This is a genomic window from Massilia hydrophila (assembly GCF_020208145.1).
Classification (GTDB): Bacteria; Pseudomonadota; Gammaproteobacteria; order Burkholderiales; family Burkholderiaceae_D; genus Telluria; species Telluria hydrophila.
The window spans coordinates 1-15,160 of the sequence record NZ_JAHYBX010000015.1 but is presented as its reverse complement, the minus strand read 5'-3'; the positions used below and the strand labels follow the sequence as shown (position 1 = coordinate 15,160).

Here is a 15,160-nt window from a genome sequence, read left to right as displayed (position 1 = left end):
ATCCCATTGCTGGGACAACGCTTAATACTTTTGTGAACATTTGATAATTTAAGTATGCAGCTGAGCGAACCCAGCCGGCACCTTCATCAAACGCCCACACTTATCGACTGTTGATTGTTAAAGAACCAGTGTTCTGTACTACCTTGCCGCACTGTGCGAAGCGTTGTGTTCGTCAGCAGCAGAGAAGTGAGATTATGCAGTGCTTCGCTTAACTCGTCAACCCCTCGCCTCTTTCGCTTGTCGCTGCTTTCAAAGCTGCTTTCGCGTCGGAGAAACGAGACTATAGCAAACGGTGGCGCGACTTACAACGCCTGCGACTATGTTATCGTCGCGTTTTTTCCACCTTATCTTTCCTGCAATGCAGATCCCCCATATCACGCCGACCGCCGACGCGGCCCTGTCACAGGCCTTGCTTGACGCTATCAATAACAAGACAAAGCCGCTCGGCAGCCTCGGCCGCCTGGAGACGCTGGCGTCTCAGCTCGGACTGATCCAGCGCTCGACGAAACTCAGCATCAGTGATCCGGCCGTTCTCGTATTTGCCGGCGACCATGGGGTGGTGGCGGAGGGCGTCTCGGCTTATCCGCAGGATGTGACCTGGCAGATGGTGGAAAACTTCCTGGCGAACGGCGCCGCTATTAATGTGTTCGCCCGGCAGAATGGCTGCGCACTGTACGTCGTCGACGCCGGCGTGAACCATGTATTTGGGGAGCGCCCCGGCCTGCTGGACCGCAAGGTCGGCAACGGCACCCGCAATTTCGCGATCGAACCGGCGATGTCGCGCTCGGAACTGGACACCGCGCTGGAGCATGGCATGGCCCTTGTGCGCGACCTGCCCGGCAATGTCGTCGGCTTTGGCGAAATGGGCATCGGTAACACGACCGCGGCGGCGGCCATCATGCACAAGCTGACCGGTCTGCTCCTGACCCAATGCGTTGGCGCCGGCACTGGACTGTCGGCGGAAGGCATCCAGCGCAAGCAGCAAGTCATCGCCGCAGCAGTCGAGCGCCATGCAGCTGCGGACAGTCCACTCGATGTACTGGCCACCTTCGGCGGTTTCGAGATCGCGATGATGGCCGGCGCCATGCTGAAAGCGGCCGAGCTGCGCAAAGTGCTGCTGATCGACGGCTTCATCGTGACCAGCGCCCTGCTGGTCGCCGCGCGCCTGCAGCCGGCCATCCTCGACTACTGCGTCTTCGCCCACTGTTCGGATGAAAACGGCCATCGCCTGATGCTCGATGCGCTCGGCGCCCAGCCCCTGCTGCACCTGGGCCTGCGCCTGGGGGAAGGTACCGGCAGCGCACTGGCCCTGCCCCTGCTGCATGCCGCCGCCAACTTCCTGAACGAGATGGCGACCTTCGCATCGGCGCAGGTCAGCACCAGCGCGTAACAGGAAGGACAAGAGATGCAGCAGCTGCGCCTGTTCTTCATCGCGCTCCAGTTCTTCACGCGCCTGCCGATCCCGCGCTGGGTCGGCTTCGAGCAGGAGTGGCTGCACCATGCCTCCCGCTACTTCCCGCTGGTCGGCATCGTGGTGGGCGCGATCGGCGCCAGTGTGTATGCAGCGGCCGCGCTCTTCCTCCCGGCCCCGGTTGCCGCCGTGCTCTCGACCGCCGCCACTATCTACGCCACCGGCGCCTTCCATGAAGACGGCTTTGCCGACAGCTGCGATGGCCTCGGCGGCGGCATGACGCGCGAGCGTGTGCTCGAGATCATGAAAGATTCACGCGTGGGCGCCTACGGGGCCATCGGCGTCGTGTGCATACTGGGCGCGAAATGCACGGCGCTCGCGATGCTGCCGCCAGCCAGCGCCATGGGCGCCCTGCTGCTGGCCCATCCGCTGTCCCGTCTCGCTGCGACCTCGCTCATCTGGCGCATGGAATACGCACGGGAGGAAGGCAAGGCCAAGCCGCTGGCCGAACGCATGACGACGGCGGAATTCGGCATCGCCTCGCTCACCGTGGCGATCGCTGCCTCGCTGCTGCTCGTTAGCGGCACCCTCGATGTGTATGCCCTGCTCGCCGCCCTGGTCGCCGCCGGCTACGCGACCTGGTGGCTGGCTCGCAAGTTCGCACGCCGCATCGGCGGCTATACCGGCGACTGCCTCGGCGCAGTGCAGCAACTGGCGGAAGCTGCCATCTACCTCGGGGTACTGGCCACCCTCGGCCACGGCGCTTTCGCCTGAGCGATGCGGCTGGTCCTGGTACGCCACCCACAGCCGGATATCGCGCCCGGCATCTGCTATGGCAGGACCGACGTCGTAGTATCCGCAGCCGCGCTCTCCCTGGTTGCGGGCAAGCTGCGCCAGGCCGGTTTGCCCGGCACGCTGCCGGTGTATGCCAGTCCGCTGACACGCTGCACTGCGCTCGCAGGCAGGCTGGCCGTTCTCCCTACGCTCGACGCCCGCCTGGCCGAGATGGATTTCGGTGCCTGGGAGATGCAAAGCTGGGAGGCCATCCCGCGCGCCGAGGTCGATGCCTGGGCCGCCGACCTCCTCCACTACCGTCCCGGCGGCGGCGAGAACGTCCTCGAGGTAGCCGATCGCGTCGCTGCCTTTCGCGATGAGCTGCAGGCTTCGCATCATCCCGAAGCGCTCCTCATCTGCCATGCCGGAACGATCCGCCTCCTGCGCGCCCTCCACGCCGGCGGCAGTGTCGAACAGGCTGCGCAGCGCGCCGCCGCCAGCGCCCATCGCATCGGCTACGGCGAAGTCATCGTGCTGAAAGACTGACAACGCCGGACGTCCGTGCGTATAATGGCGGCGTTTTGGTGCTCGCGGTTGTGTTCACGACCGCAGTTAAACGGGAAACACGAAGCCCTTCAACAAGGCCAATGTGTGCTGCCCCCGCAACGGTAAGCAAGTGCCGCGCTCGATGAATGACAAGCGCGGCGAACCGTCTTCCATGACCACTGTGCACATGCATGGGAAGGTCGGACGGCCATACTTGCCAGCCCGGATACCGGCCAAAAGGTGGAAGTGCACTCCTGGTGCGCTTCTGTTCAATCTGGCCTACGGGGACGTCGGCTGGTTGTCTTGATGTGAACATTTCATGAACTTTCCTGTAACCCGGCAGGCGGCAGCGTATTCGCTCGCCACTTCGCTTGCATTGGCTTTCGTTTCACCTTCCTTCGCCCAAACCCTCGATGCCGACACTGTCGTCGTCACCGCCAAGCGCATGCCGCAACGCGCGGCCGACCTCATCGCCGACACCACCGTCATCCACGCCGACGAGATCGCACGCTCTGGCGCCGGCTCGGTGGCCGACGTGCTGCAGCGCCAGCGCGGCATCGAGATCAGCCGCAACGGCAGTGCCGGCGCGTCGACCAGCGTGTTCCTGCGCGGCGCCAACAGCAACGCGGTCGTGGTCTTGCTCGACGGCGTGCGCATCGGCTCGGCCACCAGCGGCGTCGCGGCCTGGAACGCGATACCGCTCGGCGCCATCGAGCGTATCGAGGTCGTCTACGGACCGCTCAGCACCCTGTACGGCGCCGACGCGATCGGCGGCGTGATCCAGATCTTCACCCGCAAGGGCGACGGCGCCCCGGTGGTCACCGGCTCGGCCGGCGCCGGCAGCAACGCGACGCGCCAGCTCGACGCAGGCGTGCACGGCTCGGCCGATGCCCTGCGCTACGCCCTCAGCGCCGGCCACGAAGAATCGGACGGCTTCTCGGCGACACGCCCGGGCGCTTTCGGCTTCAACCCGGACGAAGACGGCTACCGCCGCCGCAGCGCCAACGGCCGGCTTTCTTATACCGTGGCTCCGGGCACGGAAGTCGGCGCCCAGTTCCTGCACAGCGACCTGCGCGCCCAGTACGACAGCGGCAGCGCGGCCTACGACGTCCACAACAAGCAGGACCTGGACACCGCGGCGGTCTACGCCAGCAGCCAGCTCGGCGCCAACTGGCGCAGCACCCTGCAATACGCACGTTCCAACGACAAACTGGGCAGCTTTACCAGCGCGGCGGCATCCGGCGCCAGCCAGATCGACACGCGCCAGGACGAATTCACCTGGCAGAACACGATCGCGCTTGGCCTTGACACCCTGCAGCTGCTGGCCAGCCGCCGTGAGGAAGATGTCGAATCCAGCTCCACCGCCGACCTGTCGCGCAGCCGCAGCACCAATTCCTACGCGGCGGCTTACTCGGCCACGCGCGGCAGCCACCTGTTCGATGCCAGCGCGCGCCACGACCGCTCCTCGGTGTATGGCAGCAAGAACACCGGCGCCGCCGGCTATGGCTACCACTTCGGCAACGGCCTGCGCGCCACCGCCAGCGTCGGCACCAGCTTCCGCGCCCCGACCTTCAACGAGCTGTACTTCCCGAACTACGGCCTGCCGAGCAACCGTCCGGAAAAGGGCCGCAACCAGGAAGCCGGCCTGCGCTACGACGCCGGCAGCGTGCAGCTCGATGCGACCTGGTACCGCAACCGCCTGACCGACATGATCGTATCGAGCACGCCTTGCCCGGGCCGTGTCGGCAGCTGTGCCTACAACGTCAACGAAGCGAAACTGGAAGGCTTCACGGTGGCAGCCCAGACCCGCCTCGCAGGCATCAAGCTGCGCGGCAGCCTGGACTGGCAGGACCCGACCGACGAAACCACCGGCAGGCAGCTGGCGCGGCGCGCGAAGAAGCACGCCAGCTTCCAGGCCGACAGCAGCTGGGGGCAGGTCAAGGCCGGTGCCGAACTGCAGCTGTCAGGCGAGCGCTTTGACGATGCGGCCAACCGCAACCGCCTGGGTGGCTACGGCTTGCTCAACCTGTACACTAGCTGGCAATTCACACGCGAAGTGTCGCTGCTGCTGCGCCTGAATAACGCCGCGGACAAGCAGTACGAACTCGCGCGCAACTACGGCACCAGCGGACGCACCTGGTTCGCCGCCCTGCGCTACGACACCCGCTGAACCGGCGCCTGCAAGAAGGAGACGCATGCATCACCCCGCCCACCCGAACCGCCAGCGCGCCATGCTCGTCATCGGCGCACTGCTGCTGTGCGCCGTCGCCAGCCTGCTGTTCGCCGGCATGACCGGTTCGATCGCCGTACCGCTGGCCGACATGCCCAACGCCCTGCGCCAGCTGGCGCGTGGCGAAGGCAATTCGCTGGCGACCTCGCTGATCGAGCTGCGTGCCGGCCGCGCATTGACCGCCTTCGTCACCGGCGGTGCGCTGGCACTGGCCGGCGTGATGATGCAGGCGCTGCTGCGCAATCCGCTGGCAGATCCCTATGTGCTCGGCATTTCGGCCGGGGCCTCGGTCGGCGCCTTGCTGGCGCTGCTGTTGATGGCGAGCGCCGTCGTGGTCGACATGGCGGCGCTGGGCGGTGCGGTGGCGGTGTCGATGCTGCTCTACCTGTTTGCCCGGCGCGACATGCGCGGCGGGCTGGCGGCGGAAGGCGGTACGGCGATGCTGCTGCTGACCGGCGTCATCCTGTCCTCGGCCTGCATGGCCCTGGTGACACTGATGCTGTCGATCGCGCCGGAAGGCCGGCTGCGCAACATGATTTTCTGGATGATCGGCGACCTGGCAGGTGCGCCGCTGCGTGTCGCGCCCTGGCTGGTGCTCGGCGCCGCCCTGCTGTATGCCCTGCGCAGTGCGCGCGCCATGAACGTGGTTGCCTTGCACGCAGAAGCGGCTGCCACGCTCGGCATCCGCGTTGGCAGCCTGCGCAAGGGCCTGTTCTTCGTCTCAGGCGTGCTGACGGCCAGCGCCGTCACCAGCGCCGGTTCGGTCGGCTTCGTCGGGCTGATCGTGCCGCATGCCTGCCGTTTCGCCTTCGGTCCCGACCACCGGCTCCTGATCCCGGCGGCGGTGCTCACCGGCGGCAGCTTCCTGGTGCTGTGCGATACGCTCGCGCGCACCATCATCGCGCCCCAGCAGCTACCGGTCGGCGCGATCACCGCGATCATCGGCGCGCCGGTGTTCCTCTACCAACTGCACCGCCTGAGGAGGTGAGATGATCCGCACCGAAGAGCTCGACCTCAAGGCTGGCAGCCGCAGCCTGGTCCACCGCCTCGACTGGGCGGCCCGTCCCGGCGAATGCTGGAGCATCATCGGCCGTAATGGCGCCGGCAAGAGCACCCTGCTGCGCACGCTGGCCGGCCTGCACCGGCCGGACAAGGGCAAGGTCTTCGTCGGCAGCCGCCCGCTCGACGCCTGGGCGCCGGAAGAGCTGGCGCGCGAACGCGCCTTCCTGGCGCAGTCGCGCCACGATGCGTTCTCGTACAGCGTGATCGAAACCGTCCTGTCGGCGCGCCACCCCTACCACGCCAACCGCTATTGGGAAGGCAGCGACGACCACCAGGCAGCCATGAATGCCCTCGAAGCGATGGAAGTGGCGGACCTGGCCGGCCGCGACGTGCGTACCCTGTCCGGCGGCGAGCGCCAGCGCGTCGCCATTGCTGCGTTGCTGGCGCAGGACACGCCGCTGCTGCTGCTCGACGAGCCGGCCAATGCGCTCGACCTGGCGCACCAGGTCAGCATCATGGGCCTGCTGGCCAAGCTGTGCCGCGAGCAGGGCAAGGTCGTGGTCATGATTGGCCACGACCTGAACCTGGCGTATCGTATTTCCACCCACGCGCTGCTGTTGATGGGCGACGGCCGCTGGCAGGCCGGCCCGGTCGACGCGACCATGCAGCCGGCGCTGCTGGGCGACTATCTCGGCCACCCGATCGACATGATCGACCACGGCGGCCGCCGCATCTTCCTCCCCTATGAGGCCACGGCATGAACGACATGACACCAGAAGACACCGAAGCACTCAACGAACGCCACCGCCAGCGCATGGAGCGCAAGAAGGCCATGATCGATGCCAAGATTGCAGCGGCCGACAAGGAGATCGGCATCCTCATCGTCAACACCGGCAACGGCAAGGGCAAGAGCTCGAGCGCTTTCGGCATGGTGACGCGTGCGCTCGGCCATGGCATGAAGGTCGGCGTGGTCCAGTTCATCAAGGGTGCCATGTCCACCGGCGAAGAGAAATTCCTGCGCCGCTTCCCGGACGAAGTCAGCTTCCACGCCATGGGCGAAGGCTATACCTGGGAGACCCAGGACCGCGAGCGCGACATCGCCAAGGCGGGCGAAGCCTGGGAACAGGCGCGAAGCTTCCTGCGCGACCCGGCCTATGGCATGGTGGTTCTGGATGAGCTGAACATCGCACTCAAGTACAAATACCTCGACCTGCATACCGTCATCGCCGACCTGCTCGACCGCCCGGTAATGCAGCACGTGGTCGTGACCGGCCGCGCGGCACCGCCCGAACTGGTGGCAGTGGCCGATACCGTCACCGAGATGAACGTGGTCAAGCACGCCTTCAAGGCGGGCATCGCGGCCCAGGCCGGGACAGAGTGGTGATGGACAGGGATGCGGGCGCCCGTGCCGTGCTGGTCGCGGCCATGGCTTCCGGGCAGGGGAAGACCAGCGTCACCGCTGCCCTGGCGCGCAAGCTGCTGCGCGACGGTCTGCGCGTGCGGGTATTCAAATGTGGGCCGGACTTCATCGACCCGATGCTGCTCGAGCGCGCATCCGGTGCGCCGGTCCATACGCTCGACCTGTGGATGGTGGGCGTGGATGAGTGCCGGCGCCGCCTGCACGACGCGGCGCGCGAAGCCGATGCGATCCTGATCGAGGGCGTCATGGGCCTGTACGACGGCTCGCCCTCGGCAGCCGACCTGTCACGCGAATTCGATGTGCCGGTGCTGGCCGTCATCGACGCCTCGGCCATGGCGCAAACGGCCGGTGCGGTAGCGCGCGGCTTGCGCGACTATGGTCCGGTGCAGTTGGCCGGGGTCGTTGCCAACCGTATCGCAAGCGAGGGCCATGCCAAGATGGTGGCCTCGTCCCTGCACGATATTCCCCTGGTCGGCTGGCTGCCGCGCCAGGACCAGCCGCTGCCGGAGCGCCATCTCGGCCTGGTCCTGCCGGACGAAGTCGACGGCCTGGATGCATTGCTCGACAAACTCGCGGATGAACTGCACTTCGACGAGAAGACCTGGGAAGCGCTGCCCCTGATGGCACAGTCGCCGCCGGAGTGGCCGGAAGTGAAGCGCATGCTGGACGGTAAGACCATCGCCATCGCGCGCGACCCCGCCTTCTGCTTCCTCTACCCCGCCAACCTCGACCTGCTGCAGAAGATGGGCGCGCGCCTGCGCTACTTTTCTCCGCTGGCGGACGAACCGGTTCCACAGGATGCCGACGCCGTATTCCTGCCGGGCGGTTACCCGGAATTGCACTGCGCAGAGCTGACGCAGGCCGGCCATTGGCAAGCATCGATTCGCGCAGTCCACGCCCGCAAGGTGCCGATCCTGGCCGAATGCGGCGGCATGATGGTGCTTGCCGACGGCCTGACCGACAAGGATGGGCAACGCTGGCCGATGGCCGGGCTGTTGCCGGGTGAGGTGCGCATGCAGCCGCGCCTGGCGGGCCTCGGCGCCCACGCCATGCCGACCGAACAGGGGCAGGTGCGCGGCCACAGTTTTCATTATTCGTCGCTGCAGACGCCAGCCCCGGCGCAGCTGCATACCGTCAAGACCAGTACCGGTGCGGCAGGCGAAGCCGTGTACTGCATCGGTTCGCTCACTGCCTCCTACTTCCACGCCTACTTCCCCTCGAATCCGCCGGCTATCGCGGCCCTGCTCGGAGGCGTGCCTTGAGCGCCACGCTGGTACTGGGTGGAGCACGCTCCGGCAAGAGCGCCTACGCCGAACGGATGGCGCAGGCGTCCAATAAGGAAGTCGTGTACGTCGCCACCTCGCGCGCGGGCGACGCCGAAATGGCGGCGCGCATTGCCCATCATCGCGAACAGCGCCCGGGCCACTGGCGCACGGTGGAAGAAGAGCTGGCGCTGGCGTCGGTGCTGCGCGCACACTGCGCGCCGCAGCGCCTGGTGCTGGTCGACTGCCTGACCCTCTGGCTGAGCAACCTGATGTTCTGCGACGGCCGTGCCTGGCCGGAGGTCGGCGAGGTGACGCTGCCCGAGCGCTTCCACCAGGAGCGCGCAGCGCTACTGGAATTGCTCGACGGTGGCGCCGCGGGCGACATCGTCTTCGTTTCGAACGAGGTGGGCATGGGCATCGTGCCCTGGGGCGCGGTATCGCGCTGCTTCGCCGACGAAGCCGGGCGCCTGAACCAGGCAGTGGCAGCGCGCGCAGACCATGCGGTGTTCGTGGCGGCCGGGCTGCCGCTGGTACTGAAAGGGAGCGCATGCTGAGCGGATTGGGGTTGCCGCAGCTGGCTGCGTTGCTGCTCGCGGGCGTCCTGCTCGATCTGCTGCTGGGCGAGCCACGGCGCTGGCATCCGCTGGTGGGCTTCGGCAGGCTGGCGCAATGGCTCGAGGGCCGGCTGAACCATGGCCGCTCGCGCTTCCCGCGCGGGCTACTGGCCTGGATCTTAGCCGTGCTGCCATTGACGGCCCTCGCATGGCTGGCGGCACACCATGCCGGCCTGTGGCTGCATGCCGTGCTGCTCTACGCCTGCATCGGACTGCGCAGCCTGCGCGAGCATACGCTGCCGATCGTCGACGCCCTGCGTGCGGGCGACCTGGAGACGGCGCGCGTGCGCACGTCCTGGATCGTCAGCCGCGATACCGCCGACGCCCAGGAGGCGGAGCTGGCCAAGGCAGGCGCCGAGTCCCTGCTCGAAAACGGCAACGATGCCGTGTTCGGGACTCTGTTCTGGTTCCTGGTGGCCGGCGGCGCCGGCGCCGTGCTGTTCCGGCTCGCCAACACGCTCGACGCGATGTGGGGCTACCGGAACGAACGCTTCGATCTATTTGGCCGTACTGCGGCGCGCATCGACGATGCACTGAACTATGTGCCGGCCCGGCTGACCGCGCTGTCCTATGTCCTGCTGGCGGGCAGCGCCCGCGCGCGCGCCTGGCAGTGCTGGCGCAGCCAGGCGCCTGCTTGGAGCAGCCCGAACGCCGGACCGGTCATGGCGAGCGGCGCAGGCGCCCTCGGCGTGTCGCTCGGCGGCGCTGCCGTCTACGACGGCCGGCTGGAGCAGCGTCCGCCGCTCGGAACCGGACCGGCGGCCACCTCGGGCGACATCGCACGCGCCTGGCGCCTGGTCCTGCATACGACCTTGCTCTGGCTCGGCGTGGTGGGTGCAGGCGCCGCCTTCTTCCTGCTGTGGGGACACTATGCTTGAACATGGGGGCAAGCTGCGCGAGGCAGCGCGCCTGTATGGACGGGACGACTGGATCGACCTGTCGACCGGTATCAACCCGCACGGCTATCCGGCGCCGGCGCTTCCGGCCGATGCCTGGCACCGATTGCCGGAGCCGGATCCTGAACTGGTCGCCGCAGCCTGCGCCTACTATGGCGCCCCTGCCTTGCTGCCCGTTGCGGGCACGCAGGCCGCGATCCAGGCGCTCCCCCGGCTGCGAGCGCCATCGCGCGTGACGATCTCCGCTCCCTCGTATGCCGAACACGCCCATGCCTGGGGCAAGTATGGACATGTTTTGCGGCTGGCCGCCTATACGGAACTGGATGCGGCGGTCGACAGCAGCGAGGTCGTCGTCGTCGTCAATCCCAACAACCCGACCGGTGAGACGATAGCGCCCGAGCGCCTGCTGGACTGGGCCGCGCGGCTGGGCGCGCGCGGCGGCTGGTTGGTCGTCGACGAGGCGTTCGGCGATACCGACCCGGCGCTGAGCGTTGCCGCCAATGCGGGACAAGCCGGCCTGATCGTCCTGCGTTCGGTCGGCAAATTCTTCGGGCTGGCAGGACTGCGGCTGGGATTCGTCGGGGCCGATGCCGCCATGCTGCACGCGCTGGCCGACCTGCTGGGGCCATGGGCCGTTAGCGGTCCGGCCCAGGCCGTGGCGCTGCAGGCCCTGCGCGACCATGACTGGCAGCGGACGACGTACGTCCGGCTGGAGGCTGGAGGCAAACGCATGCGCGAGCTCCTGGCAGCGCAGGATATCCGGGCGGCGGGCACGCCGCTGTTTCACTGGTGGCCGGAAACCCGGCCGGAAGCATTTCACGCACACATGGCAAGCCGCGGCATCTGGTGCCGCCTGTTCCGCGAGGCCGCGCGCGGCATCCGGATCGGATTGCCCCCGAACGAAGCCGGATGGCAGCGGCTGGAAAGCGCACTCCAGGAATGGAACAATCGATGAAATGGATCATCCTTCTCGCCCTTGCGGTAGCTACGCCGTTGGCGGGCGCAGTAACGGTACGCGACGACGGGGGCAATACGGTCACGCTCGACAAACCGGCCGCCCGCGTGATTTCGATGTCGCCGCACGTGACCGAGCTGCTGTTCGCTGCGGGCGGCGGCAGCCGCGTCGTGGGGGCGGTCAACTACAGCGATTATCCGGAAGCCGCGAAAAGCATTCCGCGCATCGGTTCGAACCGCGAGATCGACCTTGAACGCGTGATCAGCATGAAACCCGACCTGATCGTGGCATGGATGCACAACAATTCCGAGCGCCAGATCGAGATGGTGCGCAAGCTGGGCGTGCCGGTGTTCCTGAGCGATCCGCAGACGCTGGAGGGCATTCCGGAGAACGTGGCGCGCCTTGGCCAGCTGATGGGAACCGAGGCTGTCGCGAACACCGCCGCGGCGAAACTGCGCGGGCGACTGGCCGGCCTGCGCACCCGCTACGCGGACCGCCCCGTGGTGCGCACGTTTTACCAGGTATGGGACAAACCGCTGTACACCCTCAGCGGCAAGCACATCATCACTGACGCGCTGCGCCTGTGCGGCGGCGAGAACATCTTCGAAAAGCTGAGCGTCACCGCGCCGATCGTATCCGTCGAAAGCGTGCTGCAGGCCGATCCGGAAGCGGTGTTCGGCACCGCCGAGAAGAATTACGGCGGCGTCAATCTCTGGAAGCCCTACACCACCTTGACGGCAACGCGCAGGGACAACTTGTTCACGGTCGACGGCGACCTGCTCAACCGCGCTGGTCCGCGCATGATCGCGGGAACCGCCGTCCTGTGCGAAAAGCTCGAGCTGGCGCGCCGGCACCGCAGCCCATGAATGCCCTGCCCTTCCGTACCTTGATGGTGCAGGGAACCACTTCGGACGCCGGCAAGAGCACGGTGGTCGCCGCGCTGTGCCGCCTGCTGCGGCGCCGGGGCCTGCGGGTGGCGCCGTTCAAGCCTCAGAACATGGCGCTCAACAGTGCGGTGACGGCCGACGGCGGCGAGATCGGCCGCGCCCAGGCATTGCAGGCGATCGCCGCCGGCGTGGCGCCTCACACCGACATGAATCCGGTCCTGCTCAAGCCCTCGAGCGACACCGGTGCCCAGGTCATCATCCACGGCCGCGTGCGCGCCGAGATGAATGCGCGCGATTACCACCAGTACAAGACCGTCGCCATGGCTGCGGTGCTGGAATCACACAACCGGCTCCTGTCGCAGTATGAAGCGATCGTGGTCGAAGGCGCGGGCAGCCCGGCGGAGATCAATCTGCGCGAGCGCGACATTGCCAACATGGGCTTCGCGGAAGCCGTCGACTGCCACGTGATCCTGGTGGCGGACATCGACCGCGGCGGCGTGTTCGCCCATATCGTCGGCACGCTTGCTTGCTTGTCGGAGTCGGAGCGCAGGCGGATCGCCGGTTTCGTCATCAACCGTTTTCGCGGCGACATCGCCTTGCTCGAGCCCGGCCTGGACTGGCTCGAGCAGCAGACCGGCAAGCCGGTGCTGGGCGTGCTGCCCTACCTGCACGGCATGTACCTGGATGCGGAAGATGCGGTGCAGCCGGCGCAATCACGCGCGGGGCGTTTCCGCATCGTGGTGCCGAGCCTGCCGCGCATGAGCAACCATACCGACTTCGACGCGCTGCGCGCGCATCCGGACGTCGACCTGCGCTTCGTCCGTGCGGGCGAGCCGATCCCGGCGGCCGATCTGGTGATCCTCCCGGGCAGCAAGAATACGCGCGGCGACCTCGCCTGGCTGCAGGCACAGGGCTGGCCGGCGCAGTTGGCGCGGCATTTGCGCTATGGCGGCAAGGTGATCGGGATCTGTGGCGGCTTCCAGATGCTGGGCCGCTGCGTGGCGGATCCGCATGGAGTGGAAGGCGCACCCGGTAGGTCCGGAGGATTGGGTCTGCTCGACATCGAGACTGAACTGGCGCAGGAAAAACGGCTGGCGCAAGTCGGCGGACAGGCAAGGCTGGGCAGCGGGGCGGCCTTCGCGCTGCAGGGCTACGAGATCCACATGGGCGTCTCAAACGGCGCGGCCATGGACAGGCCGGCCTTCCTTATCGACGGGCGCAGCGAAGGAGCCTGCTCCACCGATGGGCAGGTATTGGGCACCTATCTGCACGGCGTGTTCGACCACCCTGAAGCTGGCGCGGCGCTGCTGGCCTGGGCCGGACTGCAGTCGGACTACGTGGTCGACACCGCCGCCCTGCGCGAAGCGAGCATCGACCGCATCGCCGACGCGACCGCACCTGTCCTGGACAAGCTGCTGTCGGTCCTGTGCGCCGACAGCCCCGCTCAGTAAGGCTGCGGGATCCGCGACAGCGCGTAATTCGACGCGACCAGGCCCTTCAATAGCGCGAGGTCGCCGGCGGCGAACAGGCTGAATGGGCGGGTCTGGCGCCGGCCGCCGTGTTCGACAAGCTGGCGTGCGACGCCGGTCGAAACCACGACCGGTTCGCCGTTGCGGAGCAGGAGCGCTTCCGGCCGGGCCGTGTTCGTATTGACGTCGACGGCCCACACCTTGCCCTCATGGAGCGCAGTGACACGGTCGACCAGGGTATGTCCGACCACGATTGTCCTAGCACCGAAGTGGGCAAGCACATCACCGATCTGCTCGCCGGTCGCGCGCGCGTACCGGTCCTCGCCATCCTCCATGTAGCCGCGGTACTGCGTCAGGCCTGCCGGACCGATGACGGCATCGAGTTCCGGCTTGCCCGGCATGTCTCCCGACCAGTATCGCCGCATCGCACTATTCAGGTTATTCACGGTGAACCCGGCATCGGCCACCTTCGGGTGGACGCCACCGTGGGTAATGACGGTGCGTCCACTCTTGATGATGACGGGCTGCAGGCGCAGCCAGCGGCCGATGACGGTGTCCGGACCGAAGGCTGCCATTTGCCCGCCCATGCGCGTGAGCGCATAAAGATGGTCCCGGTTCGCGCGCGAGGTATTCCCGCGCAGCAGATACTGTTCGTGGTTCCCGAGAACGAAGTGGACGGCGCCGCCGGCATCCTGGGCCTGCAAGCTGAGCGTATACAAACGCCACAGCACGGCGAAGACATCGCGGCCGCGATCGACTGCATCGCCGGCAATCACCAGGTGGTTGTGGCCATAGCGCCAGTTGCCTTGTGCGTCGGTCACGCCGAGCGATGCGAGCGCCTTGTCGAGAAATTGTACATTGCCTTCGAGGTCGCTCAGGATCAGTGTGTCGCTTGGGGTATCGAAGACGGCATCTGCCACCGCTGGTGTGCGCGATACCGGAAACACGTGGCGCTTGCCTGCGCAATCGATCGACAGATCGGCGCTCCTGCCATTCAAATGTTGAACCTTGTCTTCGCAAAACCAGGTGGCCGTCCAGCTGCCGTCGGGCTTCCGGCGAACCGTTGGGCCGTCGAGAAAACCCGGTATGTGGACCTGGTCGCCGGTTCCGGCAAAGGTATTGATGCCGGCAGTGCCGACACCGATGGGTACAAGAAGACGCTGATGGGCACCATGTTCGGTGAGCTCGACATTGGCATTCGCCAAGGCGATAGCGAATGCCAAGAGGAGTAATGTCGTGGCGATCGCGACGCTGCGGAGAAAGTAGGTGCGTATCTTCTTCATTGCTATTCGAGTAATCAAGAACGCAAGAAGTGTAGCCCAGCAAAGCAGGCAGATGAGCAGATCAAGCCGATATTGACCGGCAAATCCGTCATTACATGCAGGCCGGATAGGACTCATTCAGTCAGACGGATTCACGCCCAGTCCGCGACTCCTGAACCGTCGCCTCGGCGGAAGTCGGGCCCAATTCCGCCGCTCAGTGAGACGCGCGCTGCTTAGCAAACGGTAGAGATGTGAAGAGTGAAATGCAAAAAAGCCCGCTCAGATCACTGAGCGGGCTTTTCTTATAACTAGCCTGACGATAACCTACTTTCACACTGGTTGCAGCACTATCATCGGCGCAAAGTCGTTTCACGGTCCTGTTCGGGATGGGAAGGGGTGGGACCGACTTGCTATGGTCATCAGGCTTTG

General features: G+C 66.4%; 14 protein-coding genes, 1 rRNA gene and 1 riboswitch. Of the genes, 13 read left to right on the top strand and 2 right to left on the bottom strand.

Annotated features, from left to right (window positions below; translation table 11 throughout):
• Window positions 1-358 precede the first annotated feature (358 nt).
• The 13 genes from cobT (at window position 359) to LE190_RS21090 (ending at window position 13,451) form a co-directional block, all read left to right on the top strand.
• On the top strand, window positions 359-1,390 hold the full coding sequence (gene cobT, locus LE190_RS21150) for a nicotinate-nucleotide--dimethylbenzimidazole phosphoribosyltransferase (protein WP_225240566.1): 1,032 nt from the start codon (window positions 359-361) through the stop codon (window positions 1,388-1,390).
• A gap of 15 nt (window positions 1,391-1,405) precedes the next feature.
• Complete coding sequence (locus LE190_RS21145) at window positions 1,406-2,185, top strand: adenosylcobinamide-GDP ribazoletransferase (protein WP_225240565.1); 780 nt, start codon at window positions 1,406-1,408, stop codon at window positions 2,183-2,185.
• A 3-nt stretch (window positions 2,186-2,188) separates the two neighbouring features.
• A complete protein-coding gene (locus tag LE190_RS21140; RefSeq protein ID WP_225240564.1) occupies window positions 2,189-2,731 on the top strand; it encodes a histidine phosphatase family protein in 543 nt (180 codons plus the stop codon).
• Between the two features lie 19 nt (window positions 2,732-2,750).
• Window positions 2,751-2,983, top strand: a riboswitch (cobalamin riboswitch).
• A gap of 67 nt (window positions 2,984-3,050) precedes the next feature.
• Window positions 3,051-4,901 (top strand): TonB-dependent receptor domain-containing protein, encoded by a 1,851-nt coding sequence (locus LE190_RS21135; RefSeq protein WP_225240563.1) that lies wholly within the window; start codon window positions 3,051-3,053, stop codon window positions 4,899-4,901.
• Window positions 4,902-4,926: 25 nt separating this feature from the next.
• Complete coding sequence (locus tag LE190_RS21130) at window positions 4,927-5,949, top strand: FecCD family ABC transporter permease (RefSeq protein WP_225240562.1); 1,023 nt, start codon at window positions 4,927-4,929, stop codon at window positions 5,947-5,949.
• A 1-nt stretch (window position 5,950) separates the two neighbouring features.
• The gene (locus LE190_RS21125) at window positions 5,951-6,724 is read left to right on the top strand and encodes an ABC transporter ATP-binding protein (protein ID WP_225240561.1); all 774 of its coding nucleotides are present in this window, start codon (window positions 5,951-5,953) and stop codon (window positions 6,722-6,724) included.
• Window positions 6,721-7,347 carry a cob(I)yrinic acid a,c-diamide adenosyltransferase gene (gene cobO / locus LE190_RS21120; protein WP_225240560.1) on the top strand — a complete coding sequence of 209 codons (627 nt, stop codon included), beginning with the start codon at window positions 6,721-6,723 and terminating at the stop codon, window positions 7,345-7,347. Before LE190_RS21125 ends, cobO begins: the two co-directional genes overlap by 4 nt.
• Window positions 7,347-8,645, top strand: a complete 1,299-nt coding sequence (locus tag LE190_RS21115; RefSeq protein ID WP_225240567.1) for a cobyrinic acid a,c-diamide synthase CobB — start codon at window positions 7,347-7,349, stop codon at window positions 8,643-8,645. Before cobO ends, LE190_RS21115 begins: the two co-directional genes overlap by 1 nt.
• A complete protein-coding gene (cobU, locus tag LE190_RS21110; protein ID WP_225240559.1) occupies window positions 8,642-9,202 on the top strand; it encodes a bifunctional adenosylcobinamide kinase/adenosylcobinamide-phosphate guanylyltransferase in 561 nt (186 codons plus the stop codon). Before LE190_RS21115 ends, cobU begins: the two co-directional genes overlap by 4 nt.
• On the top strand, window positions 9,196-10,140 hold the full coding sequence (cbiB, locus tag LE190_RS21105) for an adenosylcobinamide-phosphate synthase CbiB (RefSeq protein WP_225240558.1): 945 nt from the start codon (window positions 9,196-9,198) through the stop codon (window positions 10,138-10,140). The genes cobU and cbiB overlap by 7 nt, the downstream gene beginning before the upstream one ends.
• Window positions 10,133-11,113, top strand: coding sequence for a threonine-phosphate decarboxylase CobD (gene cobD / locus LE190_RS21100; RefSeq protein ID WP_225240557.1), 981 nt, complete (start codon window positions 10,133-10,135; stop codon window positions 11,111-11,113). Before cbiB ends, cobD begins: the two co-directional genes overlap by 8 nt.
• A complete protein-coding gene (locus tag LE190_RS21095; RefSeq protein ID WP_225240556.1) occupies window positions 11,110-11,979 on the top strand; it encodes a cobalamin-binding protein in 870 nt (289 codons plus the stop codon). Before cobD ends, LE190_RS21095 begins: the two co-directional genes overlap by 4 nt.
• Window positions 11,976-13,451, top strand: a complete 1,476-nt coding sequence (locus LE190_RS21090) for a cobyric acid synthase (RefSeq protein ID WP_225240555.1) — start codon at window positions 11,976-11,978, stop codon at window positions 13,449-13,451. The genes LE190_RS21095 and LE190_RS21090 overlap by 4 nt, the downstream gene beginning before the upstream one ends.
• Here LE190_RS21090 and LE190_RS21085 read toward each other — a convergent pair.
• Together LE190_RS21085 and rrf are read right to left on the bottom strand one after the other, a co-directional pair.
• Window positions 13,445-14,752, bottom strand: coding sequence for a metallophosphoesterase (locus LE190_RS21085; RefSeq protein WP_225240554.1), 1,308 nt, complete (start codon window positions 14,750-14,752; stop codon window positions 13,445-13,447). The genes LE190_RS21090 and LE190_RS21085 overlap by 7 nt on opposite strands.
• A gap of 290 nt (window positions 14,753-15,042) precedes the next feature.
• Window positions 15,043-15,155, bottom strand: a 5S ribosomal RNA gene (gene rrf, locus LE190_RS21080).
• Between the last annotated feature and the right edge of the window lie 5 nt (window positions 15,156-15,160).